Raw genomic sequence first — 18,358 nt, 5'->3', positions numbered from 1 at the left:
CTATCCCCCCAGCGGTCGAGGCGCTGATGGCCGTCTCCCCCATCCGCGTCGGCCTCGTCGGGATCGGCAACTGCGCCTCGTCCTTCGTGCAGGGGCTGCACCATTACCGCGACGCGGCTTCCGGCGAGTCCGTGCCGGGCCTGATGTCGCCGGATCTCGGCGGCTACCGGGTGCGCGACATCGCGGTGGTCGCGGCCTTCGACGTGAGCGCCGCAAAGGTCGGGCGCGACCTCGCCGAGGCGATCCTGGCCGAACCCAACAACACACAGGTCTTCGCCGCGGTGCCGCCGACCGGCGTCACCGTCCGCCGCGGCCCGACCCTCGACGGGATCGGCCACTACCTGAAGGGCGTGATCGCGGAATCGTCTGAGCCCGAGGCCGACGTGGTGGCGGAACTCACCCGCACCGGCACGCAGGTGCTGGTCTCCTACCTGCCGGTGGGTTCACAGGCTTCCACAGAGTTCTACGCCGAATGCGCGCTGCAGGCCGGCTGCGCCTTCGTGAACTGCATCCCGGTCTTCATCGCGTCGAATCCCGAATGGGCGGAGCGCTTCGCCGCCCGGGGGCTGCCGATCGTCGGCGACGACATCAAGAGCCAAGTCGGCGCCACCATCGTGCACAGGGTGTTGGCCAACCTGATGCGCGAGCGCGGGGTCCGGCTGGACCGGACCTACCAGCTCAATTTCGGCGGCAATGCCGACTTCCTCAACATGCTCGAACGGGAGCGGCTCGAGTCCAAGAAACTCTCGAAGACCCGGGCCGTGACGAGCCAGCTCGACGTAGCGCTGGCGCCGGCCGACGTCCATGTCGGCCCGAGCGACCACGTGCCGTGGCTGACCGACCGGAAATGGGCCCATATCCGATTGGAGGGGACCGCCTTCGGCGGCGTGCCGCTCAACATCGAATTGAAGCTCGAGGTCTGGGACTCGCCGAACTCCGCCGGGATCGTCATCGACGCGGTGCGCTGCGCCCGCCTCGCGCTCGACCGGGGCCTCGGCGGCGCCCTTGAAGGCCCGTCGAGCTACTTCATGAAGTCCCCGCCCCGGCAGTTCACCGACACGGAGGCGCGGGAGCGGACCCTGCGCTTCGCGGCGGGCGAAGGGGCGTGATCGCGCGTGCGGATGGTTGGGGCCGAGCCCCCACCTCCCGGCGCGTGGGGAGTCGCCCGCAGGCACCCCGTCACGCCTGCCGGACGCGCAGGCGCGGCCGGAGCGACGGTGAGAGGGCGATGCCGCCGGGAAACCGCCCGGTGCCGCCCCCGCTCCCCTGGCCGCCGCTTCTCGGCCGGCCCCGACAGGGGCGCGTGATGCCCGCTCCGCCCAGGCGGGGCGCGGGGATCCGCGCGCGGCCTCCAGCCCGCCCGAGCCTCGCATGAGGCGGGTCTTCCTCGTCCGCCACGGCAGCCATGACCGGCTTGGCCGGATCCTGTGTGGTCGCATGCGCGGCGTCTCCCTCGGCGAGTTCGGCCGCGCCGAGGCACGGGCCGTCGCGCGCCGTCTTGCCGGGACGGGCGCCGGCACGCTGCTGACGAGCCCCCGGGCGCGCACGGCGGAAACCGCGGCCCCGATCGCCGCCGCCCTCGGCCTCACCGCCACGACCGAGCCGGACCTCGACGAGGTCGCGTTCGGCGACTGGACGGGCCGCACCTTCGAGGCGCTGGCGGCCGATCCCCTCTGGGCCATCTGGAACACCGAGCGTGCCACTGCCCGCCCGCCGGGCGGCGAGGGCATGGCGGAGGCGCAGGCCCGCATCGGCCGGGTCCTCGATCGCTTCACCGAGGACGGCGCGCCGGTCATCCTGGTGAGCCACGCCGACGTGATCCGGGCGGCCCTCCTCAAGGTCCTCGGCCTCGGCCTCGACGCCTACGACCGGATCGTCGTCGATCCGGCCTCCTGCAGCGAACTCGCCCTCTGGCCCGGTGGCGGACGGGTGGTCTCCCTCAACGAACGGACCGCACCATGACGGCCTCCGACCTGCGCCGGCGGGCCGACGCCCTCGGCCCCTGGTTTCACAACCTCGACCTCGGCGACGGGGTCTGGACCGCCCCGGACCATTTCCTCGGCGATTACCCGGGGGTGAAGTGGCGTCGCTTCGCCCACGCGATCCCCGCCGACCTCACCGGCAAGAGCGTCCTCGACATCGGCTGCAACGGCGGCTTCTATGCCATTACGATGAAGCAGCGCGGCGCGGCGCGCGTGCTGGGCGTCGACTCGGATGAGCGATACCTCGCCCAGGCCCGCTTCGCCGCGGCCCATCTCGGCTACGACATCGAGTTCCGTAACCTCTCGGTCTACGACGTCGGCACCCTGGGCGAGCGGTTTGACGTCGTGCTGTTCATGGGGGTGCTCTACCACCTGCGCCACCCGCTGCTCGCCCTCGACCTGATCCGGGAGCATGTGGCCGGCGACCTCATGGTGTTCCAGTCGATGCTGCGCGGCAGCCGCGCCGTCGAGCCGGTAGCGGAGGATTACGACTTCTGGGACATGGACCAGTTCGAGCGGCCCGGATACCCGCGGATGCACTTCGTCGAACGCGCCTACGCGCATGACTGGACCAACTGGTGGATCCCCAACCGCGCCGGCATCGAGGCGATGCTGCGGGCGAGCGGCTTCTCCATCGCGGGCCAGCCCGAGGCTGAAGTCTACATCTGTCGCGCCGCGCCGGTCCCCTACGGATTGGGGGCCGAATATCCGGCGCGGGCGGATACTCAAGGACGCAGGTAGGCGCGATGATCGACTCGGTGATGCTCTGGAACGAGCCCAACAACAAGTCGCACTGGGACCCGGAGATCGACCCCGACTGGTTGCTCTTCGCCGAGATGGTCAAGGAGGCGGGCCACGCGATCCGGGCGGCGAACCCGGCCCTGACCCGCGTGCTCGGCGGCATCTCGCCGATCGATCCCCTCTTCATCCGCAACATGGAAGAGCGCGGCGTCCTCGACGCCGTCGACGCCGTGGCGGTTCACGGCTTCCCCCTGGACTGGAACCTGTGGTCGATCCACGACTGGCCAGCCAAGGTCGACGAGATCCGCGCGGTCACGACCCTTCCGGTCTGGGTCTCGGAGGTCGGCGTCTCGACCTTCGGCGCCGAGGAGGTTCAGGATTGGGGCCTGCGCCGGACCCTGGAGCTGCTCTCCGGCCGGGCCCCCAGGATCCACTGGTACAGCCTCTACGACCTGCCGCGGGAATGGGAGGCCACCACCCGCCACAAGGAGGCCGAGGGCTCCTCCTACTACCGGCACTTCCACATGGGCCTGCTGCGCCAGGACGGCACCCCGAAGATCGCCCTCGAGAGCTTCGCCCGCCACACCCCCGAGATCGGCCTGTGCCAGTGGTTCCACTTCGAGGATCACCGGCTCGACGAGGCCGTGGCGTGGATGCGGCGGCTCGGTGTCCGTCACCTGCGCACCGGCCTGTCCTGGGCCGACAGCTTTCGCCCCGGCGCCCTCGACTGGTTCGACCGTCAGATGGCCGCGCTGGACGAGTTCGACGTCACCGTCACCTTCTGCTTCACGCCCGAGCACCGGGGCATCTCGCCCCATCACACCAGCGCGCCGCTGGTCCGCGCCGAGTTCGCGGAGTTCTGCACCGCCATGGTCCAGCGCTACGCGCCGGGCGCGCCAACATAGATTGGCGATCGATCCGGGGACAGCGGCTATCCGTCAACGCGGAGCCGCGGCACGAAGGGTCGCCCGACGCTCCTGACGGTTCGACGCCGCGGGGAGGTGGACGCCCGGAATGGTGCAGATCTTCCGTCCGGGTGCCGACACGGTCGCGCGGGTCGTCCTCGCCGCGGTGGCGGTGGTCCCGGTCCTGTCCATGGGCCTCGCCTACGCGTTCTGGCGGTCGCCCTACGCCACCCAGCAGGACGTGACCCGCGAGCAGCCGGTCCCGTTCAGCCACGAGCACCATGTTGGGGGCCTCGGGATCGATTGCCGCTACTGCCACACGTCGGTGGAGAAGGCCGCTTTCCCGGGGATCCCGCCCACCGAGACCTGCATGAGCTGCCACTCGCAGATCTGGACCAACGCGCCGATGCTGGCGCCGGTGCGGACCAGCCTCGCCGAGGGACGTCCGCTCCTGTGGCGCAAGGTCCATACCCTGCCCCACTACGTCTACTTCAACCACTCCGTTCACGTGGCCAAGGGCGTCGGCTGCACCACCTGCCACGGCGAAGTGCAGACCATGAAGCTGATCCGGCAGGTCGCCCCGCTCACCATGGGCTGGTGCCTCGACTGCCACCGCGACCCGGCTCCGAACCTTCGCCCCCGCGAGGCGGTGTTCGACATGGACTGGACGCCCCCGCCGGACCAGAGAGCGGCCGGCGCGCAGCTGGTAAAGGCCTATCACATCAAGAGCCCCGAGCGGCTCAGCGAGTGCTCCATATGCCACCGCTGAGCGTCCCCTCCCGCCGCGAGGCCCTGGGCCTGCTCTCCGCGGGCATCGCTCTCGGCCTCGGCGCCTGTTCGAAGCCCTCGGAAGAACTCGTGCCCTACGTGGTCGCGCCGGAGCGTCTCCTGCCCGGTGTGCCGGTACGCTACGCCACTGCCCTGTCGCTCGGCGGCTGGGCGCGGGGCGTCCACGCCATCGCGGTGGACGGGCGGCCGATCAAGATCGAGGGCAACCCGCTGCACCCGGGCAGCCGGGGCGCCACCGACGTCTTCGCCGAGGCAGCGATCCTCGACCTCTACGATCCGGACCGCTCGCGCACCGTGACCGAGCGGGTGAACGGCATCGCCTCCTGGGACATGGTCGGGCGGGCCCTGGCCGTCCCCCTGGCGCAGGCGCGCCGGGCCAAGGGCGAGGGCTTCCGCCTGCTCACCGGGCACGTCACGTCGCCGACGCTCCTGCACCAGATCGCGTCTCTACTGCAGGCGATGCCGGAGGCGGTCTGGCACGTCCACGAGCCTCTGAACGACGCCGCCGCGTTGCGCGGCGCGGAGCTCGCCTTCGGCCGTCCCCTGCGGGCGCTGCCGGATCCCGGTCGGGCCGAGACGATTCTCTGCATCGGCGCCGATCCCCTCGGGCCAAGCCCGGACCAGATCCGGTTCAGCCGTGCCCTCATGGACCGCCGCCGCGACTCGGCGCGGTTCGGCCGGATCTACGTCGCCGAGACCGCGCTGACCCAGACCGGCATCAAGGCCGACGCCCGCTATGCCCTTCACCCCCACCACGCGGGCGCCCTCCTGGCCGCCCTGTCCAACCATCTGGGCGCCGCCCTCCCCGCCCCCGACTTGCCTCCGGAGGCGGCCCGGTTCGCCGCGGCCGCGGCGTCGGATCTGCGCGGAGCCGAGGGCCGCGCCCTGGTCCTCGTCGGCGATGCCCTGCCCCCGGAACTGCACGCCCTCGGGCACTGGATCAACGGGCGGCTCAAGGCGCCGATCACCTACACCGTCCCGCTCGACGTCGCCGGCGACCGTGCGCCCGCCGATCTCGCCACCCTGGCGGCGGATCTCGACGCGGGGGCGGTCTCCTGCCTGGCGATCCTCGATTGCAACCCGGCTCATACGGCGCCCGCCGACCTCGCCTTCGCGGAGAAGATCGGCCGAGCCGGCTTCTCGCTCCATGCCGGGCTGCACGGCGACGAGACCGCGGGCGCCACGCACTGGCACCTGCCGCTGGCCCACGCGCTCGAGAGCTGGTCGGACCTGCGCGCGCTGGACGGCACCGCGAGCCTCGTTCAGCCCCTGGTCCGGCCCCTCTACGGCGGCCGCTCGGCCCACGAGATCCTGTCCTTGCTGGCCGGCGAGCCTGCCACGGCCGGCTACGACATCGTCCGGGCGACGTGGCACGATCAGGGCGGCGGCAATTTCGAGGGCTGGTGGCGCCGGGCGCTCCACGATGGGGTGATCCCAGACAGCGCCGCTGCGCCGGTCGAGCCCGGCGCAGCGCGGCTGCCATCCCTGCCGGCGTCCCCGAATGCCGGCTTCGCGATCGAGCTGCGCGCCGATCCCTGCCTGTACGACGGCCGCTACGCCAACAATGCGTGGCTGCAGGAATGCCCGAAGCCGGTCTCCAAGCAGGTCTGGGGCAACGCCCTGGCGCTGTCTGAGGGCGAGGCGGCGCGCCGCGGGCTCAAGGCCGGCGACGTCGTCACGCTCGGGCTGGGAGGGCGGCAGGTCGAGGTGCTGGTGGCGGTGGAATCCGGCGTCGCCGAGGGGGCCGGCGCCCTGACCCTCGGCTACGGCCGCCCCCGGGCCGGGGCCATCGGCAACGGCGTCGGTGCGGACGGCTACAGCCTCGCCACCACGGCGGCCCCGCGGCTGCTGTCCGGCGTGAACCTCGCGAAGACCGATCGGCGGGGCAACGTGCTGCGCACCCAGACCTACACGCAGATCGAGGGCGAGACGAGGAAGCTCTTCCGGCAGATCGCCTTGGTTGATCTTGCCCAGGCAGCGCCCAAAGGCAGCGGCGCCGGCCAGCCGAGCCTGCTGGACCCCTGGAGGGGCGACGCCGACGGCCATGCCTGGGCCATGGTGATCGACACGCACGCCTGCATCGGCTGCAACGCCTGCGTCGTCGCCTGCCAGTCCGAGAACAACGTGCCGGTCGTCGGGCCGGAGGAGATCGCCCGGGGCCGGATGATGCACTGGCTGCGGGTCGACCTCTACGATTCCGGCACGCCCGACGCGGTGCGGGCGGGCTTCCAGCCGGTGCCGTGCATGCATTGCGAGCACGCGCCCTGCGAACCGGTCTGCCCGGTGGCGGCCTCGGTCCATGACGGCGAGGGGCTGAACCTCCAAGTCTACAATCGCTGTGTCGGGACGCGCTTCTGCGAGGCGAACTGCCCCTACAAGGTTCGGCGCTTCAACTTCTTCGGCTATGCCGACGGGCAGCCTTACGCCACCATGGGCGCCGAGAGCATCAAGGCGCAGCACAACCCGAACGTCACGGTCCGGGCCCGCGGCGTGATGGAGAAGTGCACCTACTGCATCCAGCGGATCGCCAACGAGCGCCAAGCCTCCGAGCGCGACGGGCGGCCCATGGATCCGGTCGTCACCGCCTGCCAGTCCGCCTGCCCGACCAGGGCGATCACCTTCGGCGACCTCGCGAAGTCGGGCGACCCGATCCTGGCCCTGCGCCGGGACCCCCGGCACTACGCGCTGATGGAGGAACTGAACACGCGGCCGCGCACCACCTACCTCGCCGACCTGCACGCCCCGAACCCCGACCTCGGGGGCCGGACATGACCGGAGGCGCGCAGGCCCCTCGCTGGATCGTTCCGGCGCAGCTCAGCCACGGCGCGATCTCGGCGGCGATCGCCGACCCGATCCAGAAGCGCGGCCCCGGCAGGCTCTGGTTCTACGCCCTGCTCGCCACCCTGCCCTTCGTGCTGGTGACCCTCGGGGCGATCGGCGCGGTGCTCACCGTCGGGATCGGGCTCTCGGGGGTGAACACCACCGTGGTCTGGGGCTTCTCCATCGCCAACTACGTCTGGTGGATCGGCATCGGCAATGCCGGCACGCTGATCTCATCGATGCTGCTGCTCACGCGCCAGCGCTGGCGCGCCTCGATCAACCGCTTCGCCGAGACGATGACCCTGTTCGCCGCCGGGATCGCCGGGATCTTCCCGATCATCCATCTCGGGCGGCCGCTCTACGCCTACTGGCTGGCGCCCTACCCCAACACCATGGAGCTCTGGCCGCAATGGCGCTCGGCCCTGGTGTGGGATTTCTGGGCGATCCTCAGCTACATCCTGTTCTCGGCCCTGTTCTGGTTCACTGGCCTCCTGCCCGACCTCGCCACGATGCGCGACCGGGCCACCACCCGGGCCGGGCAGGTCATCTACGGCGCCCTCGCCCTCGGCTGGCGCAACTCCGCCCGGCACTGGCAGGTCTACGAGACCTATCACAAGACCATGGCGGCGCTCGCGGTGCCGCTGGTCTGCTCGGTCCACTCCATCGTCGGCCTCGACTTCGCGGCGAGCCTGATGCCCGGCTGGCAGGAGAGCATTTTCCCCCCCTACTTCGTCGTCGGCGCGATGTATTCCGGCTTCGCGATGGTTGTGGTGATCGCGATCTTCATCCGCTGGGGCCTGAACCTCCAGGCGGTGATCACGCCGGCCCATTTCGACGTCATGGGCAAGGTCATGCTGTTCGCCAGCGTGGTCATGACCCTGTCCTACGCCACCGAGTGGTTCATGGCCTGGTACGGCGGCGAGCCTGCCGACCGCGATGTCGTGCGCTACTTCTTCGTGGGCGATTATTGCTGGCTGTATTACGCCCTGATCGCCTGCAACTGCGTCGTGCCGCAGGCCCTGTGGTTCCCGTTCGCGCGGCGCAACCTCTGGGTGCTCGCCGGGATCTCGGTGGTCATCAACATCGGGATGTGGTTCGAGCGTATCCTGATCGTGTGGAACACGCTCTCGCACGGCCACGCCATGAGCCTGTGGCGGACCTATCACACGAGCCTCTACGACCTCGCGATCCTGTTCGGGCCGCTCGGCCTGTTCGTGCTCGGGTTCCTCGTGCTGGTGCGGATCCTACCCGTCATCTCGATGCACGAGGTCCGGCAGATCAGCCACGACGAGGGGGCTGCCGCATGAGCAGGCCGTCCACCAAGCCGCTGCTGGCCGAGTTCGAGACCCCCGACGCGCTGGTGCGGGCCCTGCGGCTCGCCCGGGCCGACGGCCACCGCCTGCTCGACGCCTTCACGCCCTTCCCGCTCGAGGAGCTGTCGGGCGCCCTCGAACCCGCGCGCAACCCGGTGCGGCCCGTCATGGCTCTGGCGGGCTTCGGGGCGGCGGCCGCGATGTACGGGCTGCAATGGTACAGCGCGGTCTACGCCTACCCGCTGAATTCCGGCGGCCGGCCGCTCCATTCCTGGCCGGTCTTCACCCTGGTGCCGTTCGAGTTCGGCGTGCTGGCGGCGGCCGTCGCGGGCTTCGCCGCGATGCTCTGGTCCTGCGGCCTGCCGCGGCTCAACCACCCGGTCCACGACATGCCGCAGTTCGAGCGGGCGAGCCAGGATCGCTTCCTGCTCCTCGTGGCGCCGAAGGACGCGCCTGCGCCCCTGCGCCGGCGTCTGGAGGAGGCCGGCGCGCTGCTCGTCTCGGAGATGCACGGATGAGGCGCGCGCTCCTCCTCGCCGCCCTCCCGGCCCTCTGCCTGACGGCCTGCGACGACCAATCGATGCGGGTACAGAACCGCTACGAGGTCTACGGCACGGCGCCGCTCTTCCCGGGCGGCGCCGAGACGCAGACGCCGCCGGCCGGAACCGTCGCGCAGGGCGATGCCGCCTATGATGCCGGCCTCGACACGCCGCCGCACCTCGACGCAGCCCTGCTCGCCCGCGGCAAGGAACGCTACGAGGCGATCTGCACCCCCTGCCACGGTTATTCAGGCCACGGCGACGGCATGGTCGTGCAGCGCGGCTTCCCGCCGCCGCCCTCCTACCACGAGGACCGCCTGCGGGCGGCGCCCGCCCGGTACTTCGTCGACGTGATCACCAGGGGCTACGGCGTGATGTACCCCTACGCGGCCCGGGTTGCCCCCCGGGACCGCTGGGCGATCGCCGCCTACATCCGGGCGCTTCAGCTCTCGCAAGGCGCGCGGGTCGCGGACGTCCCCGGTCTCGCAGAGCAGCTGCCATGATGGCGAATCTCGCCCGCGGCTGGCTCGTCGCTTGGCTGGTCTGGAGCGCGGTTCCCGTGGGCAGCCTCGTTCTGATGCTGATCCACCGGGTGACCGGTGGCCGCTGGGGCGAGGCCCTGGCGCCCGCCCTGCGTCCGGCCGCCGGCCTGATACCGCTGGCCGCCCTGGCCTTCCTCGGCGTGGCGCTCAGTCTCCCCGCCCTGTATCCCTGGGCCGCCGACCCCGGCACGGTGAAGCCGGGGGTCGCCGAACTCTACCTCGACCCGGCCCTGTTCGACCTGCGGGCCGCGGTGACGCTCGTCGGCTGGTCGGTCCTCGCGCTGCTGTGCCTCGCGGGCCGCTGTTCCCCCCTCGCGGCGGCATTGGGCCTGAGCTTCTACGGGCTCACCATCAGCCTCGTGGCGGTGGACTGGATCCTCTCGGTGGAGCCGCACTTCACCTCATCGGCCTTCGCGGCCAACGTCGCGTTCCACCAGATCCTGGCGGCGCTCGCCTGGGCGGCGCTCGCGAGCCCGCCGGGGCTCGACGCGGAGCGCGCCGCCGACCTGGCCGGTCTGATCCTCGCGACCCTTCTGGGCGTCCTCTACCTGAGCCTGATGTCCTACATCGTCGCGTGGTACGGCGACCTGCCTGAGAAGTCGGTCTGGTACCTGAGGCGCGGAACCGGCCCCTGGATCGCGGTGCTCCTCGCGGCGCTCGCCGCCGGCGGGCTCCTGCCCTTCGCGGCCCTGCTGTTCGGGCGGATCCGGCGGAGCGTCGCGTCCCTGCGGGTGGTCGGTCTCCTCACCCTGATCGGCGTGGCCCTGCACCTCGCGTGGTACGTGCTGCCCGCCTACGAGGCCGGCGCGGGTCCGGCTGCCGCCTGGGCTGCCCTGTGCGCCGCGCTGCTGGCCCTGCTGTCGGCGCCGGTGGGTCGCCAGATCACCCGCCGCCTCGCCCGGATCCGGGCCGCCGGGAGGCCGCGCCATACCTGATCAGCCCTCCCCCGTGGCCGATGGCCAGCTTCATACCGGCGTTCACGACGACGCCGTGGGCCACGCCCGTCCCGGCACGGAGGCGCCCGCCCTGGCGCTGCGCCCGGTGCTGCTCACCGGCCTGTTCATCGTCGTCTTCGTGGGCGCGACGCTCGCGGGCCTGCGCCTCTACTACACGCTGACCGTCGACCTGCCGCTGATGCGGCCACCCCGCACCTTCGCGCAGCCGCAGCTCCAGCGGGCGCCCGCGAGCGACCTCGCCGCCCTCCTCCGGGATCAGAAGGCGCGGCTCTCCGGCTACGCCTGGGTCGACCGGGACAAGGGCATCGCCCGGATTCCGGTCGCGGCGGCGATGGCCCGGCTGGCCGCGGAGGGCGATGCCGGGTTCGCTGCGCCCGCCCAGCCCGAGCAGGTGCCGCCCCTCGGCAGCCGCGGCGGCGCGTCGAGCACCGTGATGTCGCCGGACGGGCAACCCGGCACCGTGCAACGCGCCGCCTCCGAGGTGGGGCGCCGATGGGATCGCTGATGCCCGCCTGGCTGATGCCGGTCGCCGCCTCCACACACGCCGCCAAGGTCGACCGGATCTTCATCGGCCTCACTCTTGTCTCGGCGGCCATCGTGCTCCTCGTGGTCGGCCTCGTGGTCACCTTCGCGATCCGCTTCCGCCGGGGCTCGAACGCCGACCGGGGGCCGCTCCCCGAGGTGGTCTCCCGGGAATTCGAGATCGGTTGGACCGCCGCCACCCTGTTCGTCTTCGTCTTCATCTTCTGGTGGGCCGCCTCGGCCGAGATCGGCGCCTTCTCGCCGCCGAAGGACGCCCTGGAGGTCCACGTCGTCGGCAAGCAGTGGATGTGGAAGACGCAGGCCTCGAACGGCGCCCGCGAGATCAACGAGCTGCACGTGCCGGTGGGCGTGCCGGTGCGCCTGGTCCTGACCTCGCAGGACGTGATCCATTCCTTCTACATCCCGGCCTTCCGGCTGAAGCGCGACGCCGTGCCGGACCAGACCACCGAGGCGTGGTTCCAGGCGACGAAGACCGGCACCTTCCAGCTCATGTGCACCGAGTATTGCGGCACCGACCATGCCCGCATGCTCGGCCGGGTGATCGTCATGGAGCCGCAGGACTACGCGGCCTGGCTCTCGGCCCAGCCCGAGGGCGACGACCTCGCCCACCAGGGCGAACGTCTGTTCTCCGAGAAGGGCTGCTCGGGCTGCCACGCGCCGGGCTCGACGGTCCATGCCCCGAACCTCGCCGGCATCTGGGGGCAGGCCGTGCAGCTCGACGGCGGCAAACTCGCCACGGTCGATGCCGCTTACGTGCGCGACTCGATCCTCCAGCCGAAGCGCGACGTCGTGGCGGGCTACGCCCCGGTCATGCCGAGCTACGAGGGGCTGCTCTCGGACGGCGAGATCCAGGAACTGACCGCCTATATCCGCTCGCTGGGCGCGGGGCCGCGGGAGGTCCGCACGCCGGGCGTGCCGCCGCTGTCGTCGCGCGTGCCGGGTGCCCAGTCCGAGCGCAGCCCCGCCATGGTGCCGGGCGCCCCCGTCGCCGACACGCCCTCCCCCGCCGGCCCCGTGGTGCGGCCGTGACCTCCGCACCAGCATCCCGAACCGGAGTGCCCGCATGAGCACGCGCGTCGCCGAGAGCCCGGCGAGCCTCGCCGACCCGGACGAGTTGGCCCTCGGCCTGCCCGAGAGCTACCTGTCGGCCGGCGGCACCCTCGGATCGTGGCTGACCTCCACCGACCACAAGCGCATCGCGATCCTCTACGCGCTGTCGGTCACCCTGTTCTTCTTCATCGGCGGCGCGGCCGCCACGCTGGTGCGGCTGGAGCTGTTCACGCCGCAGGCCGACCTCGTCGGCGCCGATACCTACAACAAGCTGTTCACGCTCCACGGCGTGATCATGGTGTGGTTCTTCCTGATCCCGTCGATCCCCACCACCTTCGGCAACTTCCTGCTCCCCCTGATGATCGGGGCGCGGGACCTCGCCTTCCCGAAGCTCAACCTCGCGAGCTGGTACCTCAACGTCATTGGCGGCCTGATCACCGCGACCGCCGTGCTGGCTGGCGGCATCGACACCGGCTGGACCTTCTACGTCCCCTACTCGACCACCTTCTCCAACACGGCCGTGACCATCGGCGTGCTGGGGGTGTTCGTCTCGGGCTTCTCGACCATCGCCACGGGGGTGAACTTCATCGCCACCACGCACCTGCTGCGGGCGCCCGGGATGACGTGGTTCCGTCTGCCGCTGTTCGTATGGGCCATGTACACGACGAGCATCATCTTCGTGCTCGCGACCCCCGTCCTGGCGCTGACCATCATCCTGGTGGTGGCCGAGCGATCCCTGGGCCTGCCGATCTTCGATCCCGCGAAGGGCGGCGACCCGATCCTGTTCCAGCACCTGTTCTGGTTCTACTCGCATCCGGCCGTCTACATCATGCTCCTGCCCGGCATGGGCATCGTCTCGGAGGTGATCACCTGCTTCGCGCGGCGGCGGATCTTCGGCTACGACTTCATGGTCTACGCCCTGGTGGCGATCGCGGTGATCGGCTTCTTCACCTGGGGCCACCACATGTTCACCTCGGGCATGTCGCCCTACGCGGCGCTGATCTTCTCGTTCCTGTCCTTCGTGGTCGCCGTGCCCTCGGCCATCAAGGTGTTCAACTGGACCGCCACGCTCTACCGCGGGCAGGTCGGGTTCGAATCGCCGATGCTCTACGTGCTGGGCTATATCGGGCTGTTCACGGTCGGCGGCCTGACCGGGCTGTTCCTGGCCTCCATCCCGATCGACGTGCACGTGCAGGACACCTACTTCGTCGTCGCCCACTTCCACTACATCATGGTCGGCGCGACCGTGTCGGCCTACTTCGCCGGCCTGCACTTCTGGTGGCCGAAGTTCACCGGTCGCATGTATCCGGAGACCTGGGCGAAGTTCGCCGCAGTGCTGATGTTCTTCGGCTTCAACCTGACCTTCTTCCCGCAATTCATCGCTGGCTATCTCGGCATGCCGCGGCGCTACCACGTCTACCCGCCGGAGTTTCAGGTCTGGAACGTGCTCTCCTCCTCGGGTGCTGCGGTGCTGGCGGCCGCCTACCTGATGCCGCTCGGCTACCTGACGTGGTCGCTGTTCTTCGGCGCCCGGGCGGTGAACGACCCCTGGAACGCCTCGGGCCTCGAATGGCGAACCACCTCGCCGCCGCCGCGGGTCAACTTCTTCGGCCGCCCCGCCGTGCTCGCCAAGCCCTACAACTACCACCCGGAGGGCGCAGCCCCGCTGCACGACGAGCCGCGCATCCCCTCGCAGGGCTCGCTCACGTGACCGACCCCGCGATCGCCACCGAAGCGCCGCTGCACGCGGAGTTCCTGCGCGAACCCTGGGACGGGCTGGGGCTCCCGCAGGAGGAGGCGCTGTCCTACCAGCGCTTCGGCGCCACCTTCGGCATCTGGATCTTCATCGCCAGCGAGGTGCTGTTCTTCGGGGCGCTGTTCCTGTTCTACGCCGCCGTGCGGGCCGAGCACGCGGAGGCCTTCGCGACGGCCGCCCGCGAAACGAACATCGTCTACGGCACCCTCAACACCGCGATCCTGCTCACCAGCGGCCTGAGCGCCGCCGCCGCCTCGCTGGCCTCCGAGCACGTGCCGCTGCGCCGGCTCACTCAGTGGTGTCTCGTGGCGACGGCGACGCTCGGCCTCGCCTTCCTGGCGGTCAAGGGCATGGAGTACCGCGACGATATCGCCGAGCACCTCGTGCCGGGGCGGGGATTCAAGCTCCCCGAGCCCTCCGCGCAGCTGTTCTTCGGCTTCTATTGGCTCTCCACCGGCATCCACGGCGTCCATCTGACGGTCGGCATCGGGCTCGTTGCGCGGCTGATCTGGATCGGCTGGCGGCATCCGGAGCGCCTGCCTGGGAATCCGCAGGTGGAGGTGACGATGCTCTACTGGGGGTTCGTCGACATGGTTTGGCTGTTCCTCTACCCGGCCCTCTACCTCGTCGGGCGGCCGGGATGAGCGCGCCGGTTTCCGCAGGCGCGGTCTGGCGCCGGGTACTGCCAGTCTGGCTCGGTCTGATGGCGCTGCTGGCGGTCGCGTGCGCCCTGGCCTACGCGCCGCTCGGCCCCTGGACGGCGGCCGTGAGCTTCGGAATCGCCACGACGCAGGCGGCGCTGGTGGCGCTGCTGTTCATGCGCCTGATCGAGGCCTCCGCCCTCATCCGCCTCACGGCGGCCTGCGGCTTGTTCTGGTCGGCGATTCTGTTCACGCTGACCTTCGCCGACGTGCTGAGCCGTCTGACGCGGAGCTGAGGACACCTCGTCCCGCGTGCTTCATCGATCTTGCCGCGCCGCTCCAGGGTGATCGGCGCGGTCTCACCCGCATTGTCGAGCCTGCTGAGCCTCAGGGCCCCGTCGAGGTCCGCCGCGTTTCGCGACCGGTGCAGCCCTCTCGCCTGGCCGATCCTCCCGAACCCTCCGAATGAATGCTGGCCGGTCCGGTCAGCCCCCGTGAACGGCAGAGGGCGTTCCACATGCCACCTTCGCGATGGCCGCTTGCGAGCCTGAGCCTGCGGCTTCATGATCTGCTCACGCCGGTGTTTGGGAGGACGCCGAATGGCAGCGGCGGACAAAGCATTCACGGGTTCGATCCCGGATCTGTACGAGCGCCACCTCGTTCCCCTGATCTTCGAGCCTTATGCCCGCGATGCGGCCGTCCGGGTGAGGCAGCTCGTACCGAGGAGCGTCCTGGAGACTGCCGCCGGCACGGGTGTCGTCACCCGCAGGCTCGCCACGGCCTTGCCCGCGACGACGCGTTTGGTCGCCACCGATCTGAACGCGGCCATGCTCGCCGTCGCCCGGGATCGTGTGGGTCAGACCCGGCCCATCGAGTGGCTGCAGACCGACGCCCAAGCTCTGCCTTTCGCTGCTGAGACCTTCGACGTTGTGCTGTGCCAGTTCGGGATCATGTTCTTCCCCGAGCCGCTTCGGGCGTTTCGAGAGGCCCGGCGCGTCCTGAAGCGATCAGGACGGCTGATTTTCAGCGTCTGGGATTCCATCGGAGCGAATGACTTCGCCGACACGGTCACGCAATCGCTCGCCGAACTCTTCCCGGCCGATCCGCCTCGATTTCTCGTGCGCACGCCGTACGGCCACTGCGACACCGTCGGCATGGCCACGGCACTGAAACAGGCCGGCTTCTCCGATGTGAAGGCGGAGGTGGTCGAACACGTAAGTCGGAGTCCCTCGCCGCACGGGCCGGCCGTGGCCTACTGCCAGGGAACGCCCTTGCGAGGCGAGATCATGGCGCGAAATCCCACTGGTCTACCGGAGGCCACCCGGCGGGTGGCCGAGTCCCTGGCGACGCGCTTCGGTCAGGGGCCGATCGAAGGTCGCATGCGCGCCATCGTCTTCGACTCAGGCCGGTGATCGGCCGTTCAGCACAGCGCTCAGTGCGGCCGCAGATCAGTTTTCCCGTCTCGGCCCAGATCGCTTGCACGCATCCGGGTCATCGCCACAACCGAGGGTACGATCCAGCTCCTGTTACGTCCGTTGTGCGCGTCGGCGCCGGATCGGCCCATTGGCACCGCATGTCCGCGCCGGAGCAGGCCGGCGATCCAACGCAATGACTAACCGCGCCACGCGGAGCGGCCGGCCCTACCTGGCCGGAAGCCGTCGGTCTGCTTCGGAGGCGATGAGACGGTCGAACGGGCATGCGGCTGCCGACGCGGCTCTGTCGCGACGAACGATTTCCGCGCTGCCTCACAGCATCCACACCTGCCGAGTGTGATCGCCGAGGCTAACGGCTGGCACGCTGACGGCCGCGCGGTCCCACGGATGTCGGCGTGTTGTCCCGGTTCTCATCGAAGAGCTTGCGCCACCGGACCAAACGCTCCGGTTCGATCTTGCCTTCACTGATCGCGATGCTCACGGCACAGCCGGGTTCATGGGCGTGCGTACAGTCACGGTATCGGCACAAGGGCGCGAGCTCGACGATCTCAGCGAACAGCGTCTCGATCCCCTCCGCGGCGCCACTGAGGTGCAGCGTTCGCATTCCCGGCGTGTCGATGACCCAGCCGCCGCCGGCAATGGCATGCAGCGAACGCGACGTGGTCGTGTGGCGTCCCTTCGCATCGTGCTCCCGAATGCCTCCGGTCTGCTGAGCCGGCCCCTCACCTGCGCCGACCAGCGTGTTCACCAGAGTCGATTTGCCGACCCCGGAGGAGCCGACCAGCGCCACGGTCCGCCCCGAGCCGCACCATGGAGCGAGCATGTCCGCGGCTGCTGGGAGCCGGGGATTGACGGTGACGACGTCGAGCCCGCGCTGCAGCTGGGACGCTTGGCGCTGGTAGGCTCCCAGATCGTCCGTCGTGTCGGCCTTGGTGAGCAAGATCACCGGGGCCGTGCCGCCCTGATTGGCGAGGGCGAGATAGCGCTCCAGGCGTGCGGGATTGAAGTCGGCGTTGCAGGAGGTGACGATGAACAGCGTGTCGACATTGGCCGCAGCGGCCTGAAGAGTCCTGCTGCCCTCCGTGCGTCGCTCCATCACCGTCCTGCGGCCGAGACGGCGATGCAGTGTCTGGGTCACCGGGTCGACGAGTACCCAATCGCCGACCGTAAGGTCGCCCGCGTCGGCAGGAGCGGCCAAGGTCAACTCGACCGATCCGACTTCCGATAACGCGGTCAGGCGGGAGCGGTGGATCGCAGCGATCCGCATCGGGGCGAATACAGCCTCGTCGGGTTCTCGCTGGTCCTCGAAGAAGTCGGACCACCCCAGCTTTGAGAGCGGCACGGACTGGAGGGCGGTGAGATGATTGATCACCGCCCTGCCCATGGCATGGCACCACGCGCCTGGCCAGCCCTCTGCAGCCAGCCTCCTAATGAAGCCTCACTGAACGCGAGATCGTTCCACGGTGCCGATCCGGTTGACCATGTAGAATCCCGCGGAAAGGCGTGTCGGCGCGTTGGTCCCTCCCAGTCGCACCAAGAGCCCCCGACGGCGCAGCCAGTCTCAAGACTCCCGTATCCGATCATCGGCGGAGACGCGGCGTTCCAGTATCTGAAATTTACACGTCGGCCCCGAGAGAAGGGGTTAGCACTTCCACGTCGAGAGTGCTAAAGATGGGCCGATCGGGCGCCGATGATCTGCTTCGCCGCTGCCTTGTCCCGCGATAGCGCCAGCCATGTCGGCTGGATCTCGCTTGGGAACGATCAGGATTTCACAATGAACTTCCGGCCGCTGCACGACCGCGTGGTGCTCCGTCGCATCGAAGGCGAGGAGAAGACCAAGGGCGGCATCATCATCCCCGATACGGTCAAGGAGAAGCCGCAGGAGGGTGAGGTGGTCGCCGTCGGCCCGGGTGCGCGCGACGAGGCGGGCAAGATCAACCCGCTCGACGTCAAGGCCGGCGACCGCGTCCTGTTCGGAAAGTGGTCCGGCACCGAGGTCAAGATCGACGGTCAGGACCTGCTGATCATGAAGGAATCCGACATCCTGGGCATCGTCGCCTAGCGCCGATCCGGCCTCACTGGCCTTGATCCTCGACCTGCCCTTCGAGGCGCCCGCTGTGGCGTGCCTCGGGGCTAAAACGACAGATGATGAGCCCTCAACATGTCCGCTAAAGACGTTCGCTTTTCGGTCGATGCCCGCGAGAAGATGCTGCGCGGCGTCGAGCTGCTCGCCAGTGCGGTGAAGGTGACGCTCGGTCCGAAGGGCCGCAACGTCGTGATCGAGAAGAGCTTCGGCGCCCCGCGCATCACCAAGGACGGTGTGACGGTCGCCAAGGAGATCGAACTCG

General features: G+C 69.9%; 19 protein-coding genes. 18 read left to right on the top strand and 1 reads right to left on the bottom strand.

What is annotated here, in order from left to right; all coding sequences use genetic code 11:
* Positions 1 to 26: 26 nt before the first annotated feature.
* From MKK82_RS29690 to MKK82_RS29615, 16 genes are all read left to right on the top strand, one after another.
* Positions 27 to 1,109, top strand: a complete 1,083-nt coding sequence (locus MKK82_RS29690) for an inositol-3-phosphate synthase (RefSeq protein WP_238290030.1) — start codon at positions 27 to 29, stop codon at positions 1,107 to 1,109.
* A gap of 262 nt (positions 1,110 to 1,371) precedes the next feature.
* Entirely contained in the window at positions 1,372 to 1,962 is a 591-nt protein-coding gene (locus MKK82_RS29685) for a histidine phosphatase family protein (RefSeq protein ID WP_238290031.1), read from the top strand.
* Complete coding sequence (locus MKK82_RS29680) at positions 1,959 to 2,723, top strand: TIGR04290 family methyltransferase (RefSeq protein WP_238290032.1); 765 nt, start codon at positions 1,959 to 1,961, stop codon at positions 2,721 to 2,723. The genes MKK82_RS29685 and MKK82_RS29680 overlap by 4 nt, the downstream gene beginning before the upstream one ends.
* A 5-nt stretch (positions 2,724 to 2,728) precedes the next feature.
* Positions 2,729 to 3,628 (top strand): beta-xylosidase, encoded by a 900-nt coding sequence (locus MKK82_RS29675; RefSeq protein ID WP_238290033.1) that lies wholly within the window; start codon positions 2,729 to 2,731, stop codon positions 3,626 to 3,628.
* 109 nt (positions 3,629 to 3,737) lie between these two features.
* Entirely contained in the window at positions 3,738 to 4,397 is a 660-nt protein-coding gene (locus MKK82_RS29670; protein WP_238290035.1) for a cytochrome c3 family protein, read from the top strand.
* On the top strand, positions 4,385 to 7,189 hold the full coding sequence (locus MKK82_RS29665; protein WP_243987683.1) for a 4Fe-4S dicluster domain-containing protein: 2,805 nt from the start codon (positions 4,385 to 4,387) through the stop codon (positions 7,187 to 7,189). The genes MKK82_RS29670 and MKK82_RS29665 overlap by 13 nt, the downstream gene beginning before the upstream one ends.
* Positions 7,186 to 8,544, top strand: coding sequence for an NrfD/PsrC family molybdoenzyme membrane anchor subunit (gene nrfD / locus MKK82_RS29660; RefSeq protein ID WP_243987682.1), 1,359 nt, complete (start codon positions 7,186 to 7,188; stop codon positions 8,542 to 8,544). Before MKK82_RS29665 ends, nrfD begins: the two co-directional genes overlap by 4 nt.
* Positions 8,541 to 9,068 (top strand): DUF3341 domain-containing protein, encoded by a 528-nt coding sequence (locus MKK82_RS29655; protein ID WP_238290038.1) that lies wholly within the window; start codon positions 8,541 to 8,543, stop codon positions 9,066 to 9,068. Before nrfD ends, MKK82_RS29655 begins: the two co-directional genes overlap by 4 nt.
* Positions 9,065 to 9,592 carry a c-type cytochrome gene (locus MKK82_RS29650; protein ID WP_238290039.1) on the top strand — a complete coding sequence of 176 codons (528 nt, stop codon included), beginning with the start codon at positions 9,065 to 9,067 and terminating at the stop codon, positions 9,590 to 9,592. Before MKK82_RS29655 ends, MKK82_RS29650 begins: the two co-directional genes overlap by 4 nt.
* Positions 9,589 to 10,566, top strand: coding sequence for a hypothetical protein (locus tag MKK82_RS29645; RefSeq protein ID WP_238290040.1), 978 nt, complete (start codon positions 9,589 to 9,591; stop codon positions 10,564 to 10,566). The genes MKK82_RS29650 and MKK82_RS29645 overlap by 4 nt, the downstream gene beginning before the upstream one ends.
* A 13-nt stretch (positions 10,567 to 10,579) precedes the next feature.
* Positions 10,580 to 11,092, top strand: coding sequence for a hypothetical protein (locus MKK82_RS29640; RefSeq protein ID WP_238290041.1), 513 nt, complete (start codon positions 10,580 to 10,582; stop codon positions 11,090 to 11,092).
* Positions 11,080 to 12,159, top strand: coding sequence for a cytochrome c oxidase subunit II (gene coxB, locus MKK82_RS29635; protein ID WP_243987681.1), 1,080 nt, complete (start codon positions 11,080 to 11,082; stop codon positions 12,157 to 12,159). Before MKK82_RS29640 ends, coxB begins: the two co-directional genes overlap by 13 nt.
* Positions 12,160 to 12,193: 34 nt before the next feature.
* Complete coding sequence (gene ctaD, locus MKK82_RS29630; RefSeq protein WP_238290043.1) at positions 12,194 to 13,891, top strand: cytochrome c oxidase subunit I; 1,698 nt, start codon at positions 12,194 to 12,196, stop codon at positions 13,889 to 13,891.
* The gene (locus MKK82_RS29625) at positions 13,888 to 14,580 is read left to right on the top strand and encodes a cytochrome c oxidase subunit 3 (protein WP_238290045.1); all 693 of its coding nucleotides are present in this window, start codon (positions 13,888 to 13,890) and stop codon (positions 14,578 to 14,580) included. The genes ctaD and MKK82_RS29625 overlap by 4 nt, the downstream gene beginning before the upstream one ends.
* Positions 14,577 to 14,873: a cytochrome C oxidase subunit IV family protein gene (locus tag MKK82_RS29620; protein WP_238290046.1), complete on the top strand. Its 297-nt coding sequence runs from the start codon at positions 14,577 to 14,579 to the stop codon at positions 14,871 to 14,873. Before MKK82_RS29625 ends, MKK82_RS29620 begins: the two co-directional genes overlap by 4 nt.
* 303 nt (positions 14,874 to 15,176) lie before the next feature.
* Positions 15,177 to 15,989: a class I SAM-dependent methyltransferase gene (locus MKK82_RS29615; RefSeq protein ID WP_238290047.1), complete on the top strand. Its 813-nt coding sequence runs from the start codon at positions 15,177 to 15,179 to the stop codon at positions 15,987 to 15,989.
* Positions 15,990 to 16,359: 370 nt separating this feature from the next.
* Here MKK82_RS29615 and rsgA read toward each other — a convergent pair whose 3' ends face one another.
* Positions 16,360 to 17,394 carry a ribosome small subunit-dependent GTPase A gene (gene rsgA / locus MKK82_RS29610; RefSeq protein WP_238290048.1) on the bottom strand — a complete coding sequence of 345 codons (1,035 nt, stop codon included), beginning with the start codon at positions 17,392 to 17,394 and terminating at the stop codon, positions 16,360 to 16,362.
* A gap of 390 nt (positions 17,395 to 17,784) precedes the next feature.
* Here rsgA and groES point away from each other — a divergent pair, with 390 nt between their 5' ends.
* Together groES and MKK82_RS29600 are read left to right on the top strand one after the other, a co-directional pair.
* Positions 17,785 to 18,072 (top strand): co-chaperone GroES, encoded by a 288-nt coding sequence (gene groES, locus MKK82_RS29605; protein WP_238290049.1) that lies wholly within the window; start codon positions 17,785 to 17,787, stop codon positions 18,070 to 18,072.
* A 99-nt stretch (positions 18,073 to 18,171) separates the two neighbouring features.
* The coding region (locus MKK82_RS29600) for a TCP-1/cpn60 chaperonin family protein (RefSeq protein WP_279603349.1) at positions 18,172 to 18,358 on the top strand (187 nt) is incomplete at its 3' end.

This window comes from Methylobacterium sp. E-046, from assembly GCF_022829625.1.
Lineage (GTDB): Bacteria > Pseudomonadota > Alphaproteobacteria > Rhizobiales > Beijerinckiaceae > Methylobacterium > Methylobacterium longum.
This window is presented reverse-complemented; position numbering and strand designations above follow the sequence as displayed.